The following is a 19809-nucleotide window of genomic DNA, read 5'->3' on the forward strand; positions in this document are numbered from 1 at the left end:
CCTATCACAAAATTAACCCTCACTGAATATTTCGCCCACGCCCTTGCACACCGTGGTTTTAAAGGATTTTTTGTTTTAATACCCAAATATGGGTAATCAAACTTGCCGCGAGCATGGATTAGAAAAAATAATCCAACCGCGCCTTCGACCCCACGAAAACAGCCAGGCAAGAGGGCGGCATGCTCGTGACAAAATCGTTAGCCTCGCGCACAACCGCCCGGTGGCGGGCTCAGGCGAAGGGGGATTTGCTGACACACCCCGGCGTCCTGGGGGCCTCTTCCCGGGCCCGCCACTCGGTTTCTGTATAGGTATGCAGCGCCAGCGCATGGATGGCCCCCGCCAGCTCTTCCGCCAGCACCCCGTTGACCTGACGATGACGGCCCAGCAGGCGCTGGCCCTCGAACGCCTGGCTCACCACCACGACCTTGAAGTGACTCTCGGAGCCCGGGGCCACCCTGTGCATGTAGCTTTCGTTGATCACCTCCAGGTGGGTGGGGGCGAGGGCGGCGGCCAGCTTGGCCTCTATCTGTTGTTGCATGCTCACAGTGAAGACTCCTCTCGAATGTCCCGCCATTGTAGCCAGGGTTGCGTACCGGATGCATCAGGGGGACGGGAAATGGCCAGCCTCTTCGCTGCGGGCTGGTGAATTTCTCCGCCGCCGCTAGAATAGCGCCACTTTCCTGCCCGCCGGACAACACGGTGCGGGCGGTCGTCATCCATTCAGCAACACCTTGGACTTCTTTATTATGCAAACCCTGCTCGACATGGCCCACTGCCGCCTGACCCTGTACCGTTACCCGCGGCAGAACCAGGATCCTCTGCAGGCCTGGGACGCGGCGGACGAGTACCTGATCAACCAGCTCGCCGAGTCGCCCCTCGAGCCGGACGGCCCCGTTATCATCATGAACGACGGCTTCGGCGCCCTGGCGGCCTACCTCTACGACCACTCTCCCGTCTGCGTGACCGACTCCCACATCAGCGAACGGGCCACCCTGGCCAACCTGGCGGAGAACGGCCTGGACAGCGGGACTGTCACCCTGCAGGATGCCCTGGCCCCCCTGCCCCAGGCGCCCGCCCTGGTGGTGATCAAGGTATCCAAGTATCAGGCGCTGCTGGAGCAGCAGCTGCTGGCCCTGCGCCAGGTGGTCACCCCGGCCACCCGGGTGCTGGCCGCCGGCAAGGCCAAGGACATCCACACCTCCACCCTCAAGCTGTTCGAGAAGTATCTGGGGGAGACCCGCACCTCGCTCGCCTGGAAAAAGGCGCGCCTCATTCACTGCACGCCCGCGGCCGAACGCCCCACGCTGGCCAATCCCTTCCCGACCGTCTGGCCGCTGGAAGGCACCACCATGCAGATCCACAACCACGCCAACGTGTTTTCGCGCACCAGCCTGGATATCGGTGCCCGCTTCATGCTGGACAACCTGCCAATCCACAGCGCCCGCAAGGTGATCGATCTGGGCTGCGGCAACGGCGTGCTGGGGCTCTCCCTGCTGGCGCGGGACAGCGAGGTGGAGGTGACATTCATCGACGAATCCCACATGGCGGTGGCCTCGGCCCGCCTCAACGTCGCGCACAACCTGCCGGATGCCCTGCCCCGGGCCCGCTTCCTGGTCAACAACTGTCTCGACGACGTGCCCGCCGGGGCAGCGGACAGGATCCTCTGCAATCCCCCCTTCCACCAGCTGCAGGCGATCACCGATCACATCGCCTGGCAGATGTTCAGCGATGCGCACCGGGTGTTGCCTCAGGGGGGGGAACTCTGGATAGTAGGCAACCGTCATCTGGACTATCACAACAAACTCAAGCGCCTGTTTGGCAACGCACAAGTCGTTGCGTCGAACAGCAAATTCGTTATTTTGAAAGCCATCAAACGCTAAAGACAAAGCTAAAGGAAACCCATGATGAAAAAGTCACTCTTGCTGCTGGCCGCCCTGGTGCTGGGTGGTTGTGCCACTCACTGGCCGGAGAGCGCACTGATCAACCCGCAGGTCATCCCCTCCAACCAGCAGTACTACTCTGGCAACCGCATCACCATGGAAGGAGTGGACAATCGTGAAGCCGCCTATGTCTTCTCCATCAAGAAGAAAGAGAAGGCCCCTGTGCTGGTCAACAGCAGCCAGCCCCTCAACAACCTGCTGGCGGAGAAGCTCGCCGAGGGTCTGCGCAGCCAGGGCCTGGAAGTAGGCAACAGCGGCACCACCAACCTGACGCTGGCCATCACCACTGCCGCCGTCACCGTGGAAGAGAAGACCTTTACCTATGTCACCAAGTCCCGCGTCAGCCTGCAGGTGATCGCCGACTTCCAGGGCAGCAAGCTGACCAAGCAGTTCAACATGTCTTCCAGCAAGGAAGAGCCGGGTGAGCCGAGCATGGCCGACCTCGAGTCGACCCTGAACCAGCAGCTGGGTAGCGTGCTGCAACAGATCATGGCGGATACCGCACTGCGCGGTTATCTCAAAGGCCAACCGAGCTGAGCAAGGAGCGAATAGATGAAAAAACTCTGGCTACTGGCCACCCTGATCGCCCCCCTGGCCTTCGCCGGCCCCAAAGTCCAGATGGAGACCAATCATGGCACCATCGTCGTGGAGCTGGCATCCAAGCAGGCGCCCCAGACGGTGAAGAACTTCCTGCGCTACGTGGCGGACGGCAGCTATGACGGCAGCCTGTTCCACCGGGTGATCCAGAACTTCGTGGTGCAGGGTGGGGGCTACAACCAGCAGTTCCAGCCACTGCCGACCTTCGATCCCGTGGTCAATGAATCCCGGGGCGGCCTGCCCAACAAGCGCGGTACCATCGCCATGGCACGTACCCAGGCGGTGGACAGCGCCACCCGCCAGTTCTATTTCAACCTGGTGGACAACGACAACCTCAACGCCAATGCCGGCGCCGGTTACACCGTGTTCGGCCAGGTCGTGAAGGGCATGGAAGTGTTGGACAAGCTGGCCCAGGTGCAGACCGGCTACAGCTCCATCCTGCGCGCCAACGACGTGCCCACCAGCCCCATCATCCTGAAAAAGGTGGTGTTGCTGGCGGACAAATAACGCGGACCGGATCACATTCCGCCGCGACCTTGAACGGGTCACCGCCCTCCTTTTCTATACTCTGCCCTTGCCCGATGATTGCGGGACACGAAAGCAGAGCGAGGAGGAGCCGGTGACCTGTCACGATTACATTGCCCAACACGCCGGCCCGCTGGCCCAGGCGGTTCGTCATTTCCTGGCACGGGAAATTCCCTATCACCAGCTGGAAGATCTGAGCTGGCAACTGCTCTCCCACTGGCAGGCCCTCCCCGTCATTCCCATGGACAAGACCCCCGCCAACGAACGGGAAGGGGTGTTCTGGCACCTGCTGCACAGCCTGCATCTGTGGGATGAGCAGCAACTCGTCAGCGACACCTGGCTGCGCCTGCAGCTGATGGCCTGCGCCAACTTCCTCGCCGCCGAGGGACCCTGCCCGGGTCACTGCATCGGCTCGCGCCCCTGAATCCTGCCGGTCCCGCTCGGCTTGCCTTGGCTATGCCTCCCGAACCTGACAAAATGACCCCCTTTTCTCCGAGGAGTCAGGCAGTTGAACAACCTCCGCCCGCCCAGCCACACCCCAGGTCGCGCCACCCGCTGGCGAGATGCCCTCGCCGTCTATCTCGAAGCGCGGGTGCTCATCCTGTTTGCCATGGGGTTCTCCTCCGGTCTGCCGCTGCTGCTGGTCTTCGGTACCCTCTCGTTCTGGCTGCGCGAGGCGGATGTCAGCCTGACCGACATCGGCTACATGAGCTGGGTGGCGCTGGCATATGGCTTCAAATGGCTGTGGTCACCCCTGGTGGATCGACTGCCCCTGCCCCTGCTCTCCCGGCTGCTGGGACGGCGGCGCAGCTGGATGCTGCTCTCCCAGGTGTTGATCGCCCTCTCCCTGGTCGGCATGGCCTATTGCGACCCCAAGACCCAGCTCGCCCAGCTCGCCCTGTTCGCCCTGCTGGTGGCTTTCGCCTCCGCCACCCAGGACATCGTCATCGACGCCTACCGTATCGAGTCGGCGCCAGAGCGGTTGCAGGCGGCCATGGCCGCCTCCTACATGACAGGGTACCGACTCGCCATGATCATGGCCGGAGCGGGGGCGCTGGCGCTGGCCGCCTGGCTCGGCAGCAACAGCGGCTATGACTACCGCGGCTGGCAGCTCACCTATCTCTTGATGGGGGGCCTGATGTCCCTCGGCGTCATCACTACCCTATTCTGTCACGAGCCCGTCATCGACATTGCCGCCCAGAATGAACAGCAAGCGGAGCGCAAGGCGCAGCTGATAGCGCGGGGCTGGTCATCCTCCCTGGCCGGGCTCGGTGCCTGGACCTACGAGGCCATCTGGTGCCCGTTTGCCGACTTCTTCCGCCGCTACGGGACCTCGGCCCTGCTGATCCTCGGGCTCATCGCCTGCTATCGCATCTCGGACGTGGTGATGGGGGTGATGTCCAACAGCTTCTACGTGGACCTGCAATTCAGCAAGACGGAGGTGGCCACCATCACTAAGGTGTACGGCGTCATCATGACGCTGGTGGGGGCGGCGCTCGGGGGGGTGCTGGTGATGCGCTTTGGCACCTTGCGCATCCTCTTTCTCGGCGCCGTGCTGACCGCCAGCACCAACCTGCTGTTCGCCCTGCTCAACGAGGTGGGCCACAACCTGGAGTTGCTGACTCTCATCATCTCCCTGGACAACCTCAGTGCCGGCATCGCCACGGCTGCGTTTGTGACCTACCTGTCGAGCCTGACCAACGTCGCCTTCTCGGCCACCCAGTACGCGCTGTTCAGCTCCATCATGCTGCTGTTGCCCAAGTTGCTGGCGGGGTTTTCCGGTCAGGTGGTCGAGCTTGTCGGCTACAGCCGCTTCTTCATCGGCACCAGTCTGCTCGGCGTGCCGGTGATGATTCTGATCATCATCGTTGCCAAACGAAACAGTGCTTTGTCACCACAAACGAGCAAATAGCAAGCGTTTGCTAATTTTTGGGGGTGATTAGATTCACAAATCCTGACAAAGTTCCCTGGTGCTTGTTTATCCGTTGAATTTATTTGGCTAGAATCCCTCCCGCTCCTTGTGGGCAGGCTACGGAAAACCTCAACTAACGCACAAGAGACCAATAAAATGGCCAAATTTACCAAGACTCTGATCGCTGCCGGTCTGCTGGCTGCCTCCGCCACTCCGGCCTTTGCTGCCGATTACAGCGGCGACATCCACAAGAACGACTACAAGTGGTTCCAGTTCAACGTGATGCACACCATCGACCAGCTGCCCTACAGCGAGTCTGAAGGTGGTTACAACGATACCTACTTCGAAATGGAGTTTGGTGGCCGTTCCGGTATCTTCGATCTGTACGGTTACGTCGACGTCTTCGACATCTTCCAGAACCGTCACGACGACAAGCACAACCAAGACAACCTGTTCATCAAGTTCGCACCGCGTATCTCCATCGATGCCATGACCGGCAAAGATCTCTCCTTCGGTCCGATCCAGGAAGTCTACATCGCCAACTTGGTCAACGTAGGTGGTCCGGATGGTCTGTTTGAGGCCATGACCGGTCTGGGTGCCGACGTACAAGTGCCCTGGTTCGGCAAAGTTGGCATGAACCTGTATGCACGTCACGTCAACGAAGGCGGCGGCGAGCAGGGCTGGAACGGCTATCAGTTCTCCATGAACTGGTTCAAGCCTTTCTACACCTTCTCCAACGGCAGCTTCGTAGCCTATCAGGGTTACCTGGATCACCTGTTTGATGCCAAGGACACTTCCACCGACGGTACCGCCATGTTCAACGGCCTGTACTGGCACTCCGACCGCTACGCCGTCGGTTACGGTCTGAAGTACTTCAACGACATCTACGGCATCCAGAACGGTTCCTACGGTCTGAAGACCACTGGTTTCGGCCACTACTTCTCCGTGACCTACAAGTTCTAATCGAACCTGTCGTCGACGGACACAAAAAACCGGAGCCATGGCTCCGGTTTTTTTATGGCCTGATGCAGGAACAAGGGGAGAGACTCGCCCTCCCCGCCCGGATCAGTCGCGGAAGTTCTGGAACTGCATCGGCTGGCCCAGCTCGGCGCCACGCACCAGGGCCATGGTCTCCTGCAGATCGTCGCGCTTCTTGCCGGTGACCCGCACCTCGTCGCCCTGGATGGCGGCCTGCACCTTGATCTTGGAATCCTTGATCAGCTTCACCAGCTTCTTGGCGACTTCCTTGTCGATCCCTTGCTTGAACTTCACGGTCAGGTGGAAACGCTTGCCTGAGTGAACGCTGTCACCCACGTCCATGGAGCTGTTCTCTATCTGGCGCTTGAGCAGGGCGCCGCGCAGGATCTCGACCATCTGCTTGAGCTGGAAATCCGCATCGGCCTCCAGCTTCACCTCTTCCTTGTTCAATTCGAAGCTGGCTTCCACGCCACGAAAATCGAAACGGGTCGCCAGTTCACGATTGGCGTTATCGACGGCGTTCAACACCTCGTTCATTTTGACTTCAGAGACAATATCGAATGACGGCATAGCCGGGCTCCTCATGCTGTACTTCAGGTTGTACTTATCGGTGGGCAAATCTACCAGAAAACGGGCAAATTTGCTGATTTCGATGGGATTGCTCTGCTAGAATCCCCTGCGCACAGGAATGGTGAGACCCGTTAGTGTCCACCAAGCGACCTCTTCCCTTATCCCGGTAGGCGGTTGACCGGATTGCAGCCCTTACCTTGATCGAGCCTCTTCATGCCAAGCGGATTACGCGACAACAACCTGAAAACACGCCGTCACCCTGTTTCTCCCGAGTGGACCCTGCTGGGCTGCGGTGCCCTGGGCGGCGTCTTCGCCTCCCTGCTGACCCAGAGCGGCCAGCCGACCCGCGTCCTGCTGCGCGAACGGCATCGCGCCACCCTGCACCCCGGCATCGACTTCACCTCCCTCGACGGCCACACCCAGCTCCTCGCCATCGAGCGCGGCTTCCTCGACAACCCAGGCAGCATCAAACGCCTGCTGGTGATGACCAAAGCGGGGCAGGTGGTATCGGCCCTGACCCCCCTGGTGGGTCAACTGGCAGCGGGGGTGCCCATAGTGTTGCTGCACAACGGCATGGGTATCGCCGAACAGGTGGTCGCTCTGTTCCCGCACAACCCGGTGATCGCCGGCGTCACCAGCCACGGTGCCATGCAGAGCGGCCACTTCGTGTTCCGCCACACCGGCAAGGGCGAAACCTGGCTCGGCCCCGTCAACGAGGCGGCCAAGGCGCACGCCTATCTGGCGGATGAGCTCGCCAGCGCCCTCGGACAGGCTGGCTGGGATGAGCAGATCCTGACCCGCCAATGGCAGAAGCTCGCCGTGAACTGCGCCATCAACCCGCTCACCGCCCTCTACAAACTCCGCAACGGCGAGCTGACGGGCCCGCGTTTTGCCGACGTCCTGCAGCAGATCTGTGTGGAAGTGGCGGACGTGATGCAGGCCGAAGGCCAGCCGACCGCCAGCGACGAGCTGCTGCGCCGCGTCATGATGGTGGTAGAGCTCACCGCTGACAATTACTCTTCCATGTATCAGGACATGGAGCAGGGCCGTGAGACCGAGATCGAGGCCATCACCGGCTTCCTGCTCGGCAAGGCTGCGGCGCACGGCATCGCGGTGCCGGTCAACCAGGGCCTCTATCAGGCCATCAAAGAGAAACAGTGACCCCGGCCGGTCGGCCTGCGGTCGAGGAGCGAGTCATGAGCGTACTGGTATTGGTGGCCCCCGGGTCGGAGGAGATCGAGACGGTCGCCATCGTCGATACCCTGGTGCGCGGGGGCATCGACGTGGTGCTGGCATCCTGCTGCCCTACGGGAGCACGCCAGATCCGCGCCTCCCGGGGGGTACAGCTGGTCGCAGATTGCCATCTCGATGAGCTGACCCGCCGCGATTTCGAGGCCATGGTCGTGCCGGGCGGCCTGCCCGGCAGCGAAGTGATCCGCGACACCCCTCTCGCCATCGACCTGCTGCGGGAACAGGCCGCCCTCGGACGCTGGCGCGCCGCCATCTGCGCCGCCCCTGCCGTGGTGCTTCACCATCACGGCTTGCTGGGGGATGCCAGCGCCACCTGCCATCCGGGCTTTCAGGCCCGCCTGCCTGCGGCGCAGCTGAGCACGGCGCGGGTCGTAACCGATGAAGCTCATCGCCTGATCACCAGTCAGGGCCCGGGCACCGCCATCGAGTTCGCTCTCGAGATAGTACGGGTACTGCGAGGTGACGAGGCCGCCCGTGCAGTCGCAGGCCCCATGGTTCTCCCCCCTTCGGTATCGCTATAACCGCACCAGGCACTCCTCTGAAAACGACAGAGCCCCCTTGCCACTGGCAAGGGGGCTCTGCTATCAACCTTGTCCCTCAATTGCCGTACTGGCGCTTCATTCTCAAGGCAACATTCACCAGGGCGATCAGCACGGGCACCTCCACCAGCGGGCCGATGACGCCGGCAAAGGCCTGATCCGAACTCAGGCCGAACACGGCGATGGCGACCGCGATAGCCAGCTCGAAGTTGTTGCCTGTGGCGGTAAAGGCGATGGAGGCGTTCTTGTCGTAAGGGATGCCGAGCCGCTTGCCGATCAGGAAGCTGGCAAAGAACATCAGCACGAAGTAGACCACCAGCGGCACCGCCACCCGCAGCACGTCCATCGGCAGCTCGACGATCATCTCCCCCTTGAGGCTGAACATCAGCACTATGGTGGCCAGCAAGGCGATCAGGGTGATGGGGGAGATGGCCGGGATGAAGCGCTCGCGATACCACTGCTCCCCCTTCGCCCTGACCAGGTATTTGCGGCTCAGGAAGCCCGCGAGGAAGGGGATCCCCAGATAGATGAACACGCTCTTCGCGATATCCAGCATGGTGATCTCCACCGCGAAGCCCTGCAGGCCGAACAGGGGCGGCAGGACGGTGATGAAGAGCCAGGCCATGAAGCTGTAGGTGAGGATCTGGAAGGCGCTGTTGAGTGCCACCAGGCCGGCCCCGTACTCCTTGCTGCCGCCGCCGAGATCGTTCCACACCAGCACCATGGCGATGCAGCGGGCGAGACCGATCAGGATGAGGCCCACCATGTAGCCCGGCTCGTCATGGAGGAACACCAGGGCAATCACGAACATCAGGATGGGGCCCACCAGCCAGTTCATCACCAGCGACAGGGTGATGGCGCAGCGATCCCGGGTCATGGCGCCCATGTTGCCGTAGTTCACCTTGGCGAGCGGCGGGTACATCATCAGGATGAGGCCGATGGCGAGCGGTACGTTGGTGGTGCCGACCGACATGGCCTCGTTCCACCGGGCGACCTGGGGGAAGAGGTAGCCAATCCCCACCCCCAGGGCCATGGCGACGAAGATCCAGAGGGTAAGGTTGCGATCGAGAAAACTCATTTTTTTGCTGACGGGCAGGTCGCCGCAGGGGGCGGTATTCATCGGGCGTCTCCGTGAAGGGATGAAACGGGGGGCTGATGGCGGGGCAGACCGAGGGAGATCAGCGCCGCCACCAGGATAAAGAGGGTGGAGATCCAGAGGCAGGCCTCGAGGCTATATAGCTGGAACACCAGCCCGGAGAGCAGGGTGCCGAGCAGGCGCCCCAGGGCATTGGCCATGTAGTAGAAGCCCACATCGAGCGATACCCCGTCAGCGCCGGCGTAGCTGACGATGAGGTAGCTGTGCAGGGAGGAGTTGATGGCGAACAGGGCGCCGAACACCATCAGCCCCCCCACCAGCGTGAAGGCAGGATGCACCCCATGGTGGAGCGCCAGGGCAATCAGGGCCGGAATCAGGGCCAGCGACAGCGCCCAGCCCATGGCCGCCTTGCCGTCGGGCACCCGCCCCGCCCGCTTGCCGGTAAAGCGCGGCGCCTGGGTCTGCACCACGCCATAGGCGATGATCCAGAGCGCGAGGAAGCCCCCCACAGACCAGTGATCCCAGCCAAAGGCGGAGGCGAGGTAGACGGGCAGCGCCACCACGAACCAGACGTCCCGGGCGCCGAACAGGAACAGACGGGCCGCCGACAGGTAATTGATGGCGCGGCTCTTGGAGAAGATCTCCCTGAACTTGGGCTTGTTCCTGGCCTTGCCGAGCTCCCGCGTCAGGGTGAGCATGCTGACGCACCACACCAGCGCCAGGGCCAGGGCCATGGCCAGCACGGCCCCCTGGAACCCGAGCAGGGTCAGCAGGGCCCCCCCGAGGAAGAAGCCCATCCCCTTCAGGGCATTCTTCGAGCCCGTCAGGAGCGCCACCCACTGGTAGAGCTGCCCCTGTGCCTCCCCCGGCACCAGCAACTTGATGGAGCTCTTGGCACTCATCTTGTTGAGATCCTTGGCGATCCCCGAGAGTGCCTGGGCCGCCATCACCCAGGGAACCGTCAGCCAAACCGACGGCACCAGCAACATGGCGAGCGCCACCACCTGCAAGGCCAGCCCGATGTTCATGGTGCGGTTGAGCCCGAGGCGAGCCCCAAGCCAGCCCCCCACCAGATTGGTCACGACCCCGAAGATCTCGTAGAAGAGAAACAGGGTCGCGATGGCCAGCGGGCTGTAACCCAGGCCGTGGAAGTAGAGCACCACCAGCATGCGCAGGGCGCCATCGGTCAGGGTGAAGGCCCAGTAGTTGCCGGTCACCAGCAGATACTGGCGGATCTCGGGGGAGAGGCGGGTCGCTGCCATGGCCGGATTATCCTTGCGCCTTGTCCATCTGCCCCACCATGCGCATCAGCTCGGCGGTGCGGTTGGCATAGCCCCACTCGTTGTCATACCAGGCGTAAATCTTCACCTGGGTCTCATTGATCACCATGGTGGAGAGGGCGTCTATGGTGCAGGAACGCGGATCCGTCCGGTAATCCACCGAGACCAGAGGGCGCTCTTCATAGCCCATGATCCCCTCGAGCTCGTTCATGGCCGCCCCCTTGAGCAGGCCGTTGACCTCGGCCTCCGTGGTCGGGCGACTCACCTCGAACACGCAGTCAGTGAGGGAGGCGTTGGCGAGGGGCACCCGCACCGCATGGCCGTTCAACTTGCCCTTGAGCTCGGGGAAGATGTGGGTGATGGCGGTGGCGGACCCCGTGGTGGTGGGGATCAGGCTCAGGCCGCAGGCCCTGGCACGGCGCAGGTCGGCGTGGGGGGCATCTAGGATGGTCTGGGTGTTGGTGATGTCGTGGATGGTGGTCATGGAGCCGTGCCTGATGCCGAGCTGCTCGTGGATCACCTTGACCACGGGTGCCAGGCAGTTGGTGGTGCAGGAGGCCGCGGTCACTATGGGGTGCAGCGCCTTGTCGTAGAGGTGATGGTTGACCCCCATGACGACGTTGAGGACCCCCTCCTCCTTGACCGGTGCCGTGACCACGACCCGCTTCACCCCCTGCGCCAGATAGGCGTCAAGCAGGGCCTTGGTCTTCATCTTGCCGGAGGCCTCGATCACCACGTCACAGCCGGACCAGTCGGTCTGGCCTATCTCCTTGTTGCGGGTGCAGAGAATGCGGTGGGTGCCTATCACCATCTCGTCCCCCTCGCTACCGGCCTCATGGTGCCAGCGTCCGTGGACCGAATCGAAGGTGATGAGGTGCGCCAGGGCGGCCGCATCCCCGGCCGGGTCGTTGATGCGCACGAACTCCACGTCTTCCCAGTCGAAGGCGGCGCGAAACGAGAGGCGGCCCATGCGGCCAAAGCCGTTGATACCTACTTTGATGGTCATGCTGTTTTCCTTAACCGGCGAATGAATAGTGACTGTTGAGGTAGTTCACATGCGGGGTCAGGGTCAGTGCCTTGGGACGCAGCCCCTGCACCATCCCCTTGACCACGGCGGGGGCATAGCCCGCCTCCAGCAGCAGGATAGCCGCCATCAGCCCGGTACGGCCCGAGCCGCCGCGGCAATGGATCGCCAGGGTCTGGCCCGCGGCAAGCCGCGCCAGCAGATCTGCCTTGTGACTGGCAAAGGCCTGGCTGAAGGGCGCCTCGGGGGCGCAGTCGTCCTCGACCGGCAGATGGAACCAGGCCAGCCCCAGGGTGGCGCACTCGGCGGGCATGGCATCGGCCTGGAACTGTGCCAGCTCGGCACTCGGCATCAGGGTGACTACCGCATCAGCCCCGGCGGCTTGCAGGGTCTTGAGGGAGGCTTGCAAGGAAGCCTCCTTGGTGCCTGGGCAGGGAGTGAAGATAAGGCGGGCGCCATTATCCAGGTTCAGTGTGTCGAAAGGGTGCATGATAAACGGCGACTCCGTGGCTCGTTGAAACGTCATATTGATGTAAAACGGTGGATGGGGTGCGCGCAAGGGCCCCGAAGGGCCCCTGGGCGTCACCCGACAGCCATCTCCTCCGGGTGGACGGGATGGCATAAGGCGTGCAGCTCCCGGGCCCCGACCGGCTCGACCGCCAGCAGGGGCACCACGGCATAGCGCCGGGCATGCTCCCCCTTCACCGCCGCGATATATGGCTGCTGGTGACGGGCACGCCGGCGCAGCATGGGGGAGCGCACGCCGACCGGGGAGAGCATGTGGTTCACGACCCAGGCCCAGGGCTCGATGCCGGCACGGCGCAGGTCCGCCTGCAGGTTGGCCGCCTCCTGCACCGGGGTGGGTTCGGGCAGGGTGACGATCATCACCTTGGTCTGTTTCGGGTCTTGCAGCTGCATCATGGGGGTGGTGAAGTGCATCCCCTTGCTGCCCATCTGCCGGGCGATCTCCCTGTGGTAGGCCCCGGTCGCATCGAGCAGCAGCAGGGTATGGCCGGTCGGTGCCGTGTCCATCACCACGAAACGTCTGCCGGCCTCGCGAATGATCCGCGAGAAGGCCTGAAACACGGCGATCTCTTCGGTGCAGGGGGAGCGCAGATCTTCCTCCAGCAGGGCCCGGCCCTGGGCATCCAGGCTCGCCCCCTTGGTGGCCAGCACCTGGGCACGGTAACGCTCGGTCTCGGCGCGGGGGTCGATACGGCTCACCGCCAGGCTGGGCAGCGCGTCTGCCAGGGTTTCCCCCAGATGGGCGGCGGGATCGGAGGTGGTGAGGTGCACGGGCAACCCACGGCTCGCGAGCTCCACCGCCACCGCGGCCGCCAGGGTGGTCTTGCCGACGCCCCCCTTGCCCATCAGCATGATGAGCCCGTGGCCGTCGGCGGCCAGCTCATCCACCAGTTGCTGCAACCCGGGGTGCCGGGACGGCGCGGCCCCGGCGGCATCACCCCCCTCTTCGGGCCCGCTCTCGGGCGCGCCACCGAGCAGCTGGCGCAGGCTCTCCACCCCCACCAGATTGGTCGCGAGCAGCGGTACCCTGTCTTGGGGCAGCCCGGTCAACAGCGCCGGCATCTGTGCCATGGCCTGCTGCTCTCGCTGCCAGACGGCGGTGGCCAGAGGGTCATCCACCCGCTCCTCTTGCGGGAAGATGCCATTGATGACCAGCTGCTGGTTGGCAAGGCCGATGGCCGCCAGCTCGTCGTGGGTACGCGCCACCTCCCGCAGGGTGGAGGCCTGCGCCCGGGCCACCAGGATCAGCCGGGTCTTCTGCCCGTCCGACAGGGCGGCAACGGCGTGTGCATACTGGCTGCGCTGCTTCTCCAGCCCCGCCAGCGGCCCAAGGCAGGAGGCATCCCCCTTGCCCTGCTCCAGAAACTCGCTCCAGGCCCCCGGCAGTTGCAGCAGGCGGATGGTGTGCCCCGTGGGGGCAGTGTCGAAGACGATGTGGTCGTATTGCCCCACCAGGTTATCGTCGGTCAGCAGGGCGGTGAACTCGTCAAAGGCGGCGATCTCCGTGGTGCAGGCACCGGAGAGCTGCTCCTCTATGCTGCGCACCACGCTCTGGGGCAGCTTGCCGCGCACCGGGCCGACGATCCGCTCCCGGTAGGCCCTGGCGGCGGCTTGCGGGTCGATCTCCAGGGCCGACAAGCCGTCGACGAGAGGAAGCCGGGTGATCCTGTTGCCGATCTCGGCATCGAACACCTGGCCGATGTTGGAGGCCGGATCCGTGCTCACCAGCAGCACCCGCTTGCCGCTGTCACACAGGGCAACGGCGGTCGCACAGGCGAGGGAGGTCTTGCCCACCCCACCCTTGCCGGTGAAGAAGAGAAACGGGGGGGCATCCGTCAGAAACGAGTAATGCATCAACGGGGGCATCATGGACTCCTCACGACAAACGACACAACGACCACCCGGAATGCCTGCGCGGCACTCCCCCTTAACAGCAACCGCTGCTGCCGGTGCAGCATCCGCTCTTGACGATCCCCTTGATGGCGCCCTGCGGCGCGGGCAGGCCGGCGTAGCGGGCCAGCTCTGCCCGGCTGGGGTAGCGGCCGGTGAGCACCACCTGGCCATCCACCAGCACCAGGGGCAGCCCCTCCTCTCCCGCATGCGTCAGGAAGGCGCTGACCGCCGGCGTCTCGGCAAACTCCATGGGCTGCTGGGCCAGGTTGAAGCGCTCGATGGTGGCACCCTGCTCCCTGGCCCAGGCCAGGTCGGCGGCAAGGCTCACCAAGGTCTGATCTACCTCTGCACCGCACACGCCGCTGGCGCAGCACAGTGCCGGATCGAATATCTGGATGACGGACATGGCATTACTCCTTGTTGCAGCATGGCTGCGCAGGCAGTACATGGGGCGAGCAGCCGGACTCGGCCCTCATCACCCCGCAGGCTTCCGGATGCCCGGCACAACACTCCTCGGTGAGATAACCGATGAGGTCCAGCATCAGGGGAATGTTCGCGCGATAGCGCAGGAAGCGCCCCTCCTGCTCCACCGACAGCAGCCCGGCGTGCAGCATGGCCTTCAGGTGGAACGAGAGGGTATTGGGGGCGATGTCGAGCTCGCTGGCCAGCTGCCCGGCCACCTGACCTTCCAACCCGGCCTTGACCAGCAGACGCCACACATCGAGGCGAATGCCGGATGAGAGGGACTCGAATACCTTGGTGGCGATCTCTTTGTTCATGGAACTTCCCCTTCATTCACTTCATAATTTCAACTATACAAGAATCATTGAAATGATCAACACGACCAGAGCCTATCGTCGATCTCCTCACTCCCTCTTGTCGTTCACACAGCACTCCTCGCGGAAAAACGCGATGATCTCTTCCAGCACCTCGTATTGAGAGACGCACAGTAGGGTGCGGCTCTCCCGGTTCTGCTTGACCAGCCCGACCGAAACCAGGGCCGCAATATGATGACTCAGGGTCGAGGCGGGAATGGCGAGCTGCTTTTGCAAGTCTCCCACGGGCAGGCCTTGCTCCCCGGCCTTGACCAGGTGCTTGAAAATGAACAAGCGAGTCGGATGACCCAACTCTTTCAATGCCTTGGCGACCGCTTCCAACTCCATGCTCCAACCCTCTTCATCGATGATATTTCGATATTACCAGAAATATCTTGATCACCCACATAATTCGATTATTTTGGAAATATAGTAAAAGCTAAGAGGATATGAAGATGAATGACTGGTTAACCATGCTGACGGATGCATCTCGGATGTTTGTGTTGCTGGCCGTCGAACTCTCGGTGCTGTTCCTGGTGATCAGTGCCGCCGTCAGCCTGATCCGCCAGAAGATCCCCGATGCCAAGATTCAGGCCATGCTGGGGGCTCGAAAAGGCAGAGGCTATTTGATTTCGGCTCTACTGGGCGCCCTGACCCCCTTTTGCAGTTGCTCGACCATTCCCATGCTGCGCGGACTCCTGTCCGCCAAAGCCGGTTTCGGACCCACCCTGACCTTCCTGTTCGTCTCGCCGCTGCTCAATCCGATCATCGTCGGCCTGATGTGGGTCACCTTCGGCTGGAAACTGACGGTCCTGTATGCCGTTATCGCCGCCGGCGTCTCTGTACTGGCGAGCATGCTGCTGGATATGCTGGGATTCGAGCGTCATGTGATTGACCCCAAAGAGGCCAAGCAAAGCAGCTGTGGCACAGGCTGTGGCACCACGACGAGTGAACCTGTCAGTGTGAGCGCAACCCCTTGCTGCTCAAGCAAGGCTATCAAGTCCGTCACACCGTTAAAGGCTCAGGCATCTTGCCGTCCCGCACAACCCGAGGCCGCGCCAGCCCTCTCTTGCTGCGCAGACGGCTCTGCGGCCCTGACTCAGGCGCCAGTCATTCCCACTGCGTTCGCCAAAGCGCGGGCGGATGCCTGGCAGCAATTCAGGGAGGTGCTGCCCTATCTGCTGCTGGGAGTGCTCGTCGGGTCATTTATCTACGGCTTTATTCCGGCAGAGTGGATAGCCGCCCACGCCGGGGCTGACAACCCGCTGGCGATCCCATTCAGCGCAGTTGTGGGTATTCCGCTCTATATCCGGGCAGATGCCGTGATCCCTCTGGCATCTGTATTGCTGGGCAAAGGGATGGGCATGGGGGCAGTGATGGCGCTCATCATCGGCAGTGCGGGGGCCAGCCTGACCGAGGTGATCCTGCTCAAGTCGATGTTCAGAACCCCCATGATAGTGGCATTCCTCACCGTGATCCTGGGAATGGCCATCCTGATGGGTTATCTGGCACAAGGGCTGTCTGCGGCCCTGGCCTGAGATCGGCCGCGCCGACGCGGTGAGATGGAACAAGAGCATGGCTTGGGCGAAGGGACGGGTACTGAAAACTCACAAACCAGAAAAAGCCATCCCAATCAATCGGATGAACTTGGGTATGTGGAGAAGGGCATAACCTCGGTCACCCATCTCCGCGGATCTGGCTTACCGCACCACCCCCGCAACAGATAAAGGAGGCAGCTGGCAGGAGTCATGGCCTGTCGTCAGCGGCCTGAATGGGCCAGGAAAGCAGGAAGGTGGTGCCGCCCCGCTCACCGGGTTGGCAGGTGACGCTGCCGCCGTGGGCCTCGGCAATGGCCTTGACCACGGCGAGTCCGAGCCCGCTGCCGCCGCTCTTGCGCGAACGTGACGGGTCCCCCCGGCGAAATGCCTCGAAGATATGGGCGGCGATCTCCTTACTGATGCCGGGCCCCTCGTCTTCCACGCTCAGGATGCACTGGGCGCCCGAGCGATGCAGGCGCACGGTCAGCAGGCCCGGCACCCCATGCTTCTGGGCATTCTCCAGCAGCGCCATCAGAGCCTGACGGATGCGAAGTGCATCGCAACAAACAAGGAGTTCGGCATCGAGCTCCCCCTTGAGGGTGAAACCGCTCGCGGCCAGAGAGGCGGCAAACGCCTCGAGCACCGCGGCAAGCTCGTCGGCCAACCTGCTCTCCTCTCGTTGCAACTCCAGATGACCGCTGTCGTTGAGACTGAGCACCCGCAAGTCTTCGATCAGGTGGGTCAATCCCTCCACCTGACGCAGCAAGCCTTCAAAGAGCTCACGCTCTGGCGGAAATACCCCTTCGGCCAGCCCCTGCAAGCGGCCGCGCAAAATGGTCACCGGGGTGCGCAATTCGTGGGCGATGGCGGCATTCCAGAACTCCCGCTCCCGGGTCATGCTCTGCAGCCGTTCGGCCATGGTGTTGAAGTCGCGCACCAGTTGCGCCGTCTCCCCGATCGCCTGTTCATCCAGCGGCACGCGCGCATCGAGTTTGCCCTCTGCCACCTCGCGCAGGCTGTTCGCCACCGAATTGAGGGGAGTCAGGATGCGACGAGAGAGGCGCACCGCCACGTACAGCGCCACCCCCAATGCAATCAGAATGGTCGAGCCAATCCAGATCATCTCGACCCTGGAGGGTATCCAGCTCTCGGAGATGCTGCCAGGCACATAGGTCACGGCAATGGCGTAGAACACATAGGTGCCGATCACCGCGAGGGAGATGATGCCGAGCGCCATCAGCCCCAGGGAGCGGATGATCTGCCTGCGCAGGCCGGGGGCCGATGTCATGCATCGCCCCCGAAGCGATAGCCGACGCCCCAGACACTGGCGGGCACCCCCTGGATGCCGTGCGCCTCGAGCTTCTTGCGCAGCTTGCTGATGTGGCTGTCCACCGTACGCTCCTGGGTATCCCCCTCCGGCAGGCAGTGGGTCAGCAGTTCGGCGCGGCTGAACACCCGTTTCGGCGCCCGCATCAGGGAGGCGAGCAACTTGAACTCGGTCAGGGTCAGATCCAGCACCAGTTGCCCCTCATCGCGGCAAAGGCTGGCCTCGTGACTCTCCAGATCGATCTCGAAGGGGCCGACCCGCAGCACCCGGGCCGTGGCCTGTTTTGCAGCCTGGCTGCGTCTGAGCACCGCCTGTACCCGGGCCACCACTTCAGCCGGATTGAAGGGTTTGACCACATAGTCATCCGCCCCCATGCGCAGCCCCATCAGCTTGTCGAGGTCCTGATCCAGGGCGGTCAGCATGATCACCGGCGTGTCGCCACGGGCCCGGATCTCGCTGAGCACCTGCCAGCCGTCGAGCTGCGGCATCTGCACATCCAGCAGCAGGAGATCGGGTTTGCATGTCTGGTGCATGGTCAGGGCTGCGCGGCCATCGGCGGCATGCAGGGTACGCAAGCCGTGGCGTTGCAGGTAAGCGGCGAGGATCTCGGCGATCTCGGCTTCATCCTCTGCAATCAGTACCAGTGACTGGGCCGCCGGGCTGGCGGAGGCAGGAAGATACGACATGGTCGGACTCGAAAATGGTGGTTTTGAACTTTATCACCGCCTCCATGGATTCTCCACAAAGCCTCGAATCATTCGCAATAGCCTCTCTTCATAATGCCCGCTCGATGTGCTCTCGCGGCAACACCATGCCGGGGAGACGGTTTAACGAGGTGAGTATGATGTTTGTCAGACAGCGGTATGCGGGCGCCCTGCTCGCCGTCATTGCCGTATTCGGGTTGGCCGGTTGCGATGGGGCGTCGCAAGCGCAAGATGCGCCGGCCCTTCCTCAGGTATCGGTGATGACGCTGGCAGGACAGGACCTGGTCATCAGCGAGGATCTGCCCGCCCGGGTGGCCGCGGTGCGCAGCGCCGAAATTCGCGCCCAGATAAGCGGCATCGTGCAGCGCCGCCTGTTCGAGCAAGGTGCCGAAATCAGCGCAGGCACAGTGCTGTTCCAGATAAACCCGGCCCCCTTCAAGGCGGATGTCGACAGCGCCGCCGCGGCATTGCAGCGAGCCGAGGCTGTGCTGGCCCGTGCCCGCATCCAGATTGACCGCCTGGTGCCGCTGCTGCGCACCGAGGCCATCAGCCGCCAGACCTATGACGACGCCGTCTCCCAGCGGGATCAGGCTGCCGCCGACGTGGCCCAGGCCAGGGCGACCCTGGCCCGGAACCAGCTGAACCTGCAATTTGCCAGCGTGGAGGCCCCCATCGCCGGACGCATCGATCAGGCGCTGGTGAGCGAAGGGGCCCTGGTGTCGCCCACCGATGCCACTCCCATGGCCAGGATCCAGCAGATCGATCAGGTCTACGTCGATGTGCGTCAACCTGCCTCTGTGCTGGACGCCCTGCGCCAGCAGGCTGGTTCGACGGCGCCTGAACTGACGGTGGAGATCCTCGGCAGCGACGGCAAGCCGCTCGGCATGCAGGGGCACATCCTCTTCTCCGGCATCGAGGTGGATGCCGGGACCGGTGACGTGCTGTTGCGGGTGCTGGTGGACAACCCGGAGCGGCGGCTCTTGCCCGGCCTCTACGTACAGGCACGTATTCCCCGTGCCCGCTATGCCAACGCTCTGAGCGTGCCCCAGCAGGCGGTGGTGCGCACATCGGGCCAGACCAGCGTGTGGGTGCTGGATGCCAATGGGCAGGCACAACAGATAGCTGTCACAACCGGTGAGCTGGTGGAGCGCCAGTACCGCATCGCGTCCGGGCTCAGCGCCGGACAACGGGTGGTGATCGAGGGGATCGACCGCCTGACACCGGGTATGCAGGTCATTGCCCACCCCTGGCAACCCCTTGTTGCCGGCCAGCAAGCCGGCACCCACACCCGCTGA

Annotated in this window: 22 protein-coding genes; 10 read left to right on the plus strand and 12 right to left on the minus strand. The window is 63.1% G+C overall.

Annotated elements, in window-relative coordinates; all coding sequences use genetic code 11:
- Positions 1–229: 229 nt before the first annotated feature.
- A complete protein-coding gene (locus tag I6L45_RS01400) occupies positions 230–538 on the minus strand; it encodes a BolA family transcriptional regulator (RefSeq protein WP_216984155.1) in 309 nt (102 codons plus the stop codon).
- Between the two features lie 208 nt (positions 539–746).
- Between I6L45_RS01400 and I6L45_RS01405 the strand changes: the two genes are divergently transcribed.
- The 6 genes from I6L45_RS01405 (at position 747) to I6L45_RS01430 (ending at position 5937) form a co-directional block, all read left to right on the plus strand.
- Positions 747–1880 (plus strand): methyltransferase, encoded by a 1134-nt coding sequence (locus tag I6L45_RS01405; RefSeq protein WP_216983238.1) that lies wholly within the window; start codon positions 747–749, stop codon positions 1878–1880.
- A 24-nt stretch (positions 1881–1904) separates the two neighbouring features.
- A complete protein-coding gene (locus tag I6L45_RS01410) occupies positions 1905–2477 on the plus strand; it encodes a YajG family lipoprotein (RefSeq protein ID WP_043758626.1) in 573 nt (190 codons plus the stop codon).
- A gap of 15 nt (positions 2478–2492) precedes the next feature.
- Complete coding sequence (locus I6L45_RS01415) at positions 2493–3044, plus strand: peptidylprolyl isomerase (protein WP_104451740.1); 552 nt, start codon at positions 2493–2495, stop codon at positions 3042–3044.
- A 112-nt stretch (positions 3045–3156) separates the two neighbouring features.
- Positions 3157–3486 (plus strand): hypothetical protein, encoded by a 330-nt coding sequence (locus I6L45_RS01420; RefSeq protein WP_043758621.1) that lies wholly within the window; start codon positions 3157–3159, stop codon positions 3484–3486.
- A gap of 186 nt (positions 3487–3672) precedes the next feature.
- Entirely contained in the window at positions 3673–4974 is a 1302-nt protein-coding gene (locus tag I6L45_RS01425) for an MFS transporter (protein WP_254204387.1), read from the plus strand.
- A 156-nt stretch (positions 4975–5130) separates the two neighbouring features.
- Positions 5131–5937, plus strand: a complete 807-nt coding sequence (locus tag I6L45_RS01430) for an outer membrane protein OmpK (RefSeq protein ID WP_043758617.1) — start codon at positions 5131–5133, stop codon at positions 5935–5937.
- A 102-nt stretch (positions 5938–6039) separates the two neighbouring features.
- Here the strand turns inward: I6L45_RS01430 and I6L45_RS01435 are convergent, their stop codons facing one another.
- On the minus strand, positions 6040–6522 hold the full coding sequence (locus I6L45_RS01435) for a YajQ family cyclic di-GMP-binding protein (RefSeq protein WP_010673357.1): 483 nt from the start codon (positions 6520–6522) through the stop codon (positions 6040–6042).
- Between the two features lie 213 nt (positions 6523–6735).
- Between I6L45_RS01435 and I6L45_RS01440 the strand changes: the two genes are divergently transcribed.
- Positions 6736–7683: a ketopantoate reductase family protein gene (locus I6L45_RS01440; RefSeq protein WP_216983240.1), complete on the plus strand. Its 948-nt coding sequence runs from the start codon at positions 6736–6738 to the stop codon at positions 7681–7683.
- Positions 7684–7718: 35 nt separating this feature from the next.
- Complete coding sequence (locus tag I6L45_RS01445; RefSeq protein WP_216983241.1) at positions 7719–8294, plus strand: DJ-1 family glyoxalase III; 576 nt, start codon at positions 7719–7721, stop codon at positions 8292–8294.
- A gap of 76 nt (positions 8295–8370) precedes the next feature.
- Here I6L45_RS01445 and arsB read toward each other — a convergent pair whose 3' ends face one another.
- The 8 genes from arsB to I6L45_RS01485 form a co-directional block, all read right to left on the minus strand.
- Entirely contained in the window at positions 8371–9432 is a 1062-nt protein-coding gene (gene arsB / locus I6L45_RS01450) for an ACR3 family arsenite efflux transporter (RefSeq protein ID WP_216983242.1), read from the minus strand.
- Positions 9429–10670 (minus strand): organoarsenical effux MFS transporter ArsJ, encoded by a 1242-nt coding sequence (arsJ, locus tag I6L45_RS01455; protein WP_216983243.1) that lies wholly within the window; start codon positions 10668–10670, stop codon positions 9429–9431. The genes arsB and arsJ overlap by 4 nt, the downstream gene beginning before the upstream one ends.
- Before the next feature lie 7 nt (positions 10671–10677).
- Entirely contained in the window at positions 10678–11694 is a 1017-nt protein-coding gene (locus tag I6L45_RS01460; protein WP_216983244.1) for an ArsJ-associated glyceraldehyde-3-phosphate dehydrogenase, read from the minus strand.
- 10 nt (positions 11695–11704) lie between these two features.
- The gene (locus tag I6L45_RS01465) at positions 11705–12202 is read right to left on the minus strand and encodes a tyrosine-protein phosphatase (protein WP_254204361.1); all 498 of its coding nucleotides are present in this window, start codon (positions 12200–12202) and stop codon (positions 11705–11707) included.
- Between the two features lie 92 nt (positions 12203–12294).
- Positions 12295–14103 (minus strand): arsenical pump-driving ATPase, encoded by a 1809-nt coding sequence (arsA, locus tag I6L45_RS01470; protein WP_216983246.1) that lies wholly within the window; start codon positions 14101–14103, stop codon positions 12295–12297.
- 61 nt (positions 14104–14164) lie between these two features.
- Positions 14165–14536 carry an arsenite efflux transporter metallochaperone ArsD gene (gene arsD, locus I6L45_RS01475; RefSeq protein WP_216983247.1) on the minus strand — a complete coding sequence of 124 codons (372 nt, stop codon included), beginning with the start codon at positions 14534–14536 and terminating at the stop codon, positions 14165–14167.
- 4 nt (positions 14537–14540) lie between these two features.
- Complete coding sequence (locus I6L45_RS01480) at positions 14541–14909, minus strand: helix-turn-helix transcriptional regulator (RefSeq protein ID WP_043758581.1); 369 nt, start codon at positions 14907–14909, stop codon at positions 14541–14543.
- An 87-nt stretch (positions 14910–14996) separates the two neighbouring features.
- Positions 14997–15293: a helix-turn-helix transcriptional regulator gene (locus I6L45_RS01485; RefSeq protein ID WP_025327982.1), complete on the minus strand. Its 297-nt coding sequence runs from the start codon at positions 15291–15293 to the stop codon at positions 14997–14999.
- A gap of 107 nt (positions 15294–15400) precedes the next feature.
- On the opposite strand from I6L45_RS01485, the gene I6L45_RS01490 reads away from it, so the two are divergent.
- On the plus strand, positions 15401–16483 hold the full coding sequence (locus I6L45_RS01490; protein ID WP_216984156.1) for a permease: 1083 nt from the start codon (positions 15401–15403) through the stop codon (positions 16481–16483).
- Positions 16484–16691: 208 nt separating this feature from the next.
- On the opposite strand, the gene I6L45_RS01495 is transcribed toward I6L45_RS01490, so the two are convergent.
- Together I6L45_RS01495 and I6L45_RS01500 are read right to left on the minus strand one after the other, a co-directional pair.
- Positions 16692–17771, minus strand: a complete 1080-nt coding sequence (locus I6L45_RS01495) for an ATP-binding protein (RefSeq protein WP_216983248.1) — start codon at positions 17769–17771, stop codon at positions 16692–16694.
- Positions 17768–18496: a response regulator gene (locus I6L45_RS01500; protein ID WP_216983249.1), complete on the minus strand. Its 729-nt coding sequence runs from the start codon at positions 18494–18496 to the stop codon at positions 17768–17770. Before I6L45_RS01500 ends, I6L45_RS01495 begins: the two co-directional genes overlap by 4 nt.
- A 155-nt stretch (positions 18497–18651) precedes the next feature.
- Between I6L45_RS01500 and I6L45_RS01505 the strand changes: the two genes are divergently transcribed.
- The gene (locus I6L45_RS01505) at positions 18652–19809 is read left to right on the plus strand and encodes an efflux RND transporter periplasmic adaptor subunit (protein ID WP_216983250.1); all 1158 of its coding nucleotides are present in this window, start codon (positions 18652–18654) and stop codon (positions 19807–19809) included.

It is taken from the genome of Aeromonas sp. FDAARGOS 1415 (genome assembly GCF_019048365.1).
In the GTDB taxonomy this organism is placed as follows: domain Bacteria; phylum Pseudomonadota; class Gammaproteobacteria; order Enterobacterales; family Aeromonadaceae; genus Aeromonas; species Aeromonas taiwanensis.

Excerpts from the sequence above, each read along its gene's own strand:
- I6L45_RS01440 (WP_216983240.1), top strand. The coding sequence starts at position 6,736 with ATGCCAAGCGGATTACGCGACAACAACCTGAAAACACGCCGTCACCCT.
- arsA (WP_216983246.1), bottom strand. The coding sequence starts at position 14,103 with ATGCCCCCGTTGATGCATTACTCGTTTCTGACGGATGCCCCCCCGTTT.
- I6L45_RS01480 (WP_043758581.1), bottom strand. The coding sequence starts at position 14,909 with ATGAACAAAGAGATCGCCACCAAGGTATTCGAGTCCCTCTCATCCGGC.
- I6L45_RS01435 (WP_010673357.1), bottom strand. The coding sequence starts at position 6,522 with ATGCCGTCATTCGATATTGTCTCTGAAGTCAAAATGAACGAGGTGTTG.
- arsD (WP_216983247.1), bottom strand. The coding sequence starts at position 14,536 with ATGTCCGTCATCCAGATATTCGATCCGGCACTGTGCTGCGCCAGCGGC.
- I6L45_RS01415 (WP_104451740.1), top strand. The coding sequence starts at position 2,493 with ATGAAAAAACTCTGGCTACTGGCCACCCTGATCGCCCCCCTGGCCTTC.
- I6L45_RS01425 (WP_254204387.1), top strand. The coding sequence starts at position 3,673 with ATGGGGTTCTCCTCCGGTCTGCCGCTGCTGCTGGTCTTCGGTACCCTC.
- I6L45_RS01400 (WP_216984155.1), bottom strand. The coding sequence starts at position 538 with ATGCAACAACAGATAGAGGCCAAGCTGGCCGCCGCCCTCGCCCCCACC.
- I6L45_RS01495 (WP_216983248.1), bottom strand. The coding sequence starts at position 17,771 with ATGACATCGGCCCCCGGCCTGCGCAGGCAGATCATCCGCTCCCTGGGG.
- I6L45_RS01485 (WP_025327982.1), bottom strand. The coding sequence starts at position 15,293 with ATGGAGTTGGAAGCGGTCGCCAAGGCATTGAAAGAGTTGGGTCATCCG.
- I6L45_RS01445 (WP_216983241.1), top strand. The coding sequence starts at position 7,719 with ATGAGCGTACTGGTATTGGTGGCCCCCGGGTCGGAGGAGATCGAGACG.
- I6L45_RS01505 (WP_216983250.1), top strand. The coding sequence starts at position 18,652 with ATGATGTTTGTCAGACAGCGGTATGCGGGCGCCCTGCTCGCCGTCATT.
- I6L45_RS01430 (WP_043758617.1), top strand. The coding sequence starts at position 5,131 with ATGGCCAAATTTACCAAGACTCTGATCGCTGCCGGTCTGCTGGCTGCC.
- I6L45_RS01500 (WP_216983249.1), bottom strand. The coding sequence starts at position 18,496 with ATGTCGTATCTTCCTGCCTCCGCCAGCCCGGCGGCCCAGTCACTGGTA.
- I6L45_RS01465 (WP_254204361.1), bottom strand. The coding sequence starts at position 12,202 with ATGCACCCTTTCGACACACTGAACCTGGATAATGGCGCCCGCCTTATC.
- I6L45_RS01405 (WP_216983238.1), top strand. The coding sequence starts at position 747 with ATGCAAACCCTGCTCGACATGGCCCACTGCCGCCTGACCCTGTACCGT.
- arsB (WP_216983242.1), bottom strand. The coding sequence starts at position 9,432 with ATGAATACCGCCCCCTGCGGCGACCTGCCCGTCAGCAAAAAAATGAGT.
- I6L45_RS01460 (WP_216983244.1), bottom strand. The coding sequence starts at position 11,694 with ATGACCATCAAAGTAGGTATCAACGGCTTTGGCCGCATGGGCCGCCTC.
- I6L45_RS01410 (WP_043758626.1), top strand. The coding sequence starts at position 1,905 with ATGAAAAAGTCACTCTTGCTGCTGGCCGCCCTGGTGCTGGGTGGTTGT.
- arsJ (WP_216983243.1), bottom strand. The coding sequence starts at position 10,670 with ATGGCAGCGACCCGCCTCTCCCCCGAGATCCGCCAGTATCTGCTGGTG.
- I6L45_RS01490 (WP_216984156.1), top strand. The coding sequence starts at position 15,401 with ATGAATGACTGGTTAACCATGCTGACGGATGCATCTCGGATGTTTGTG.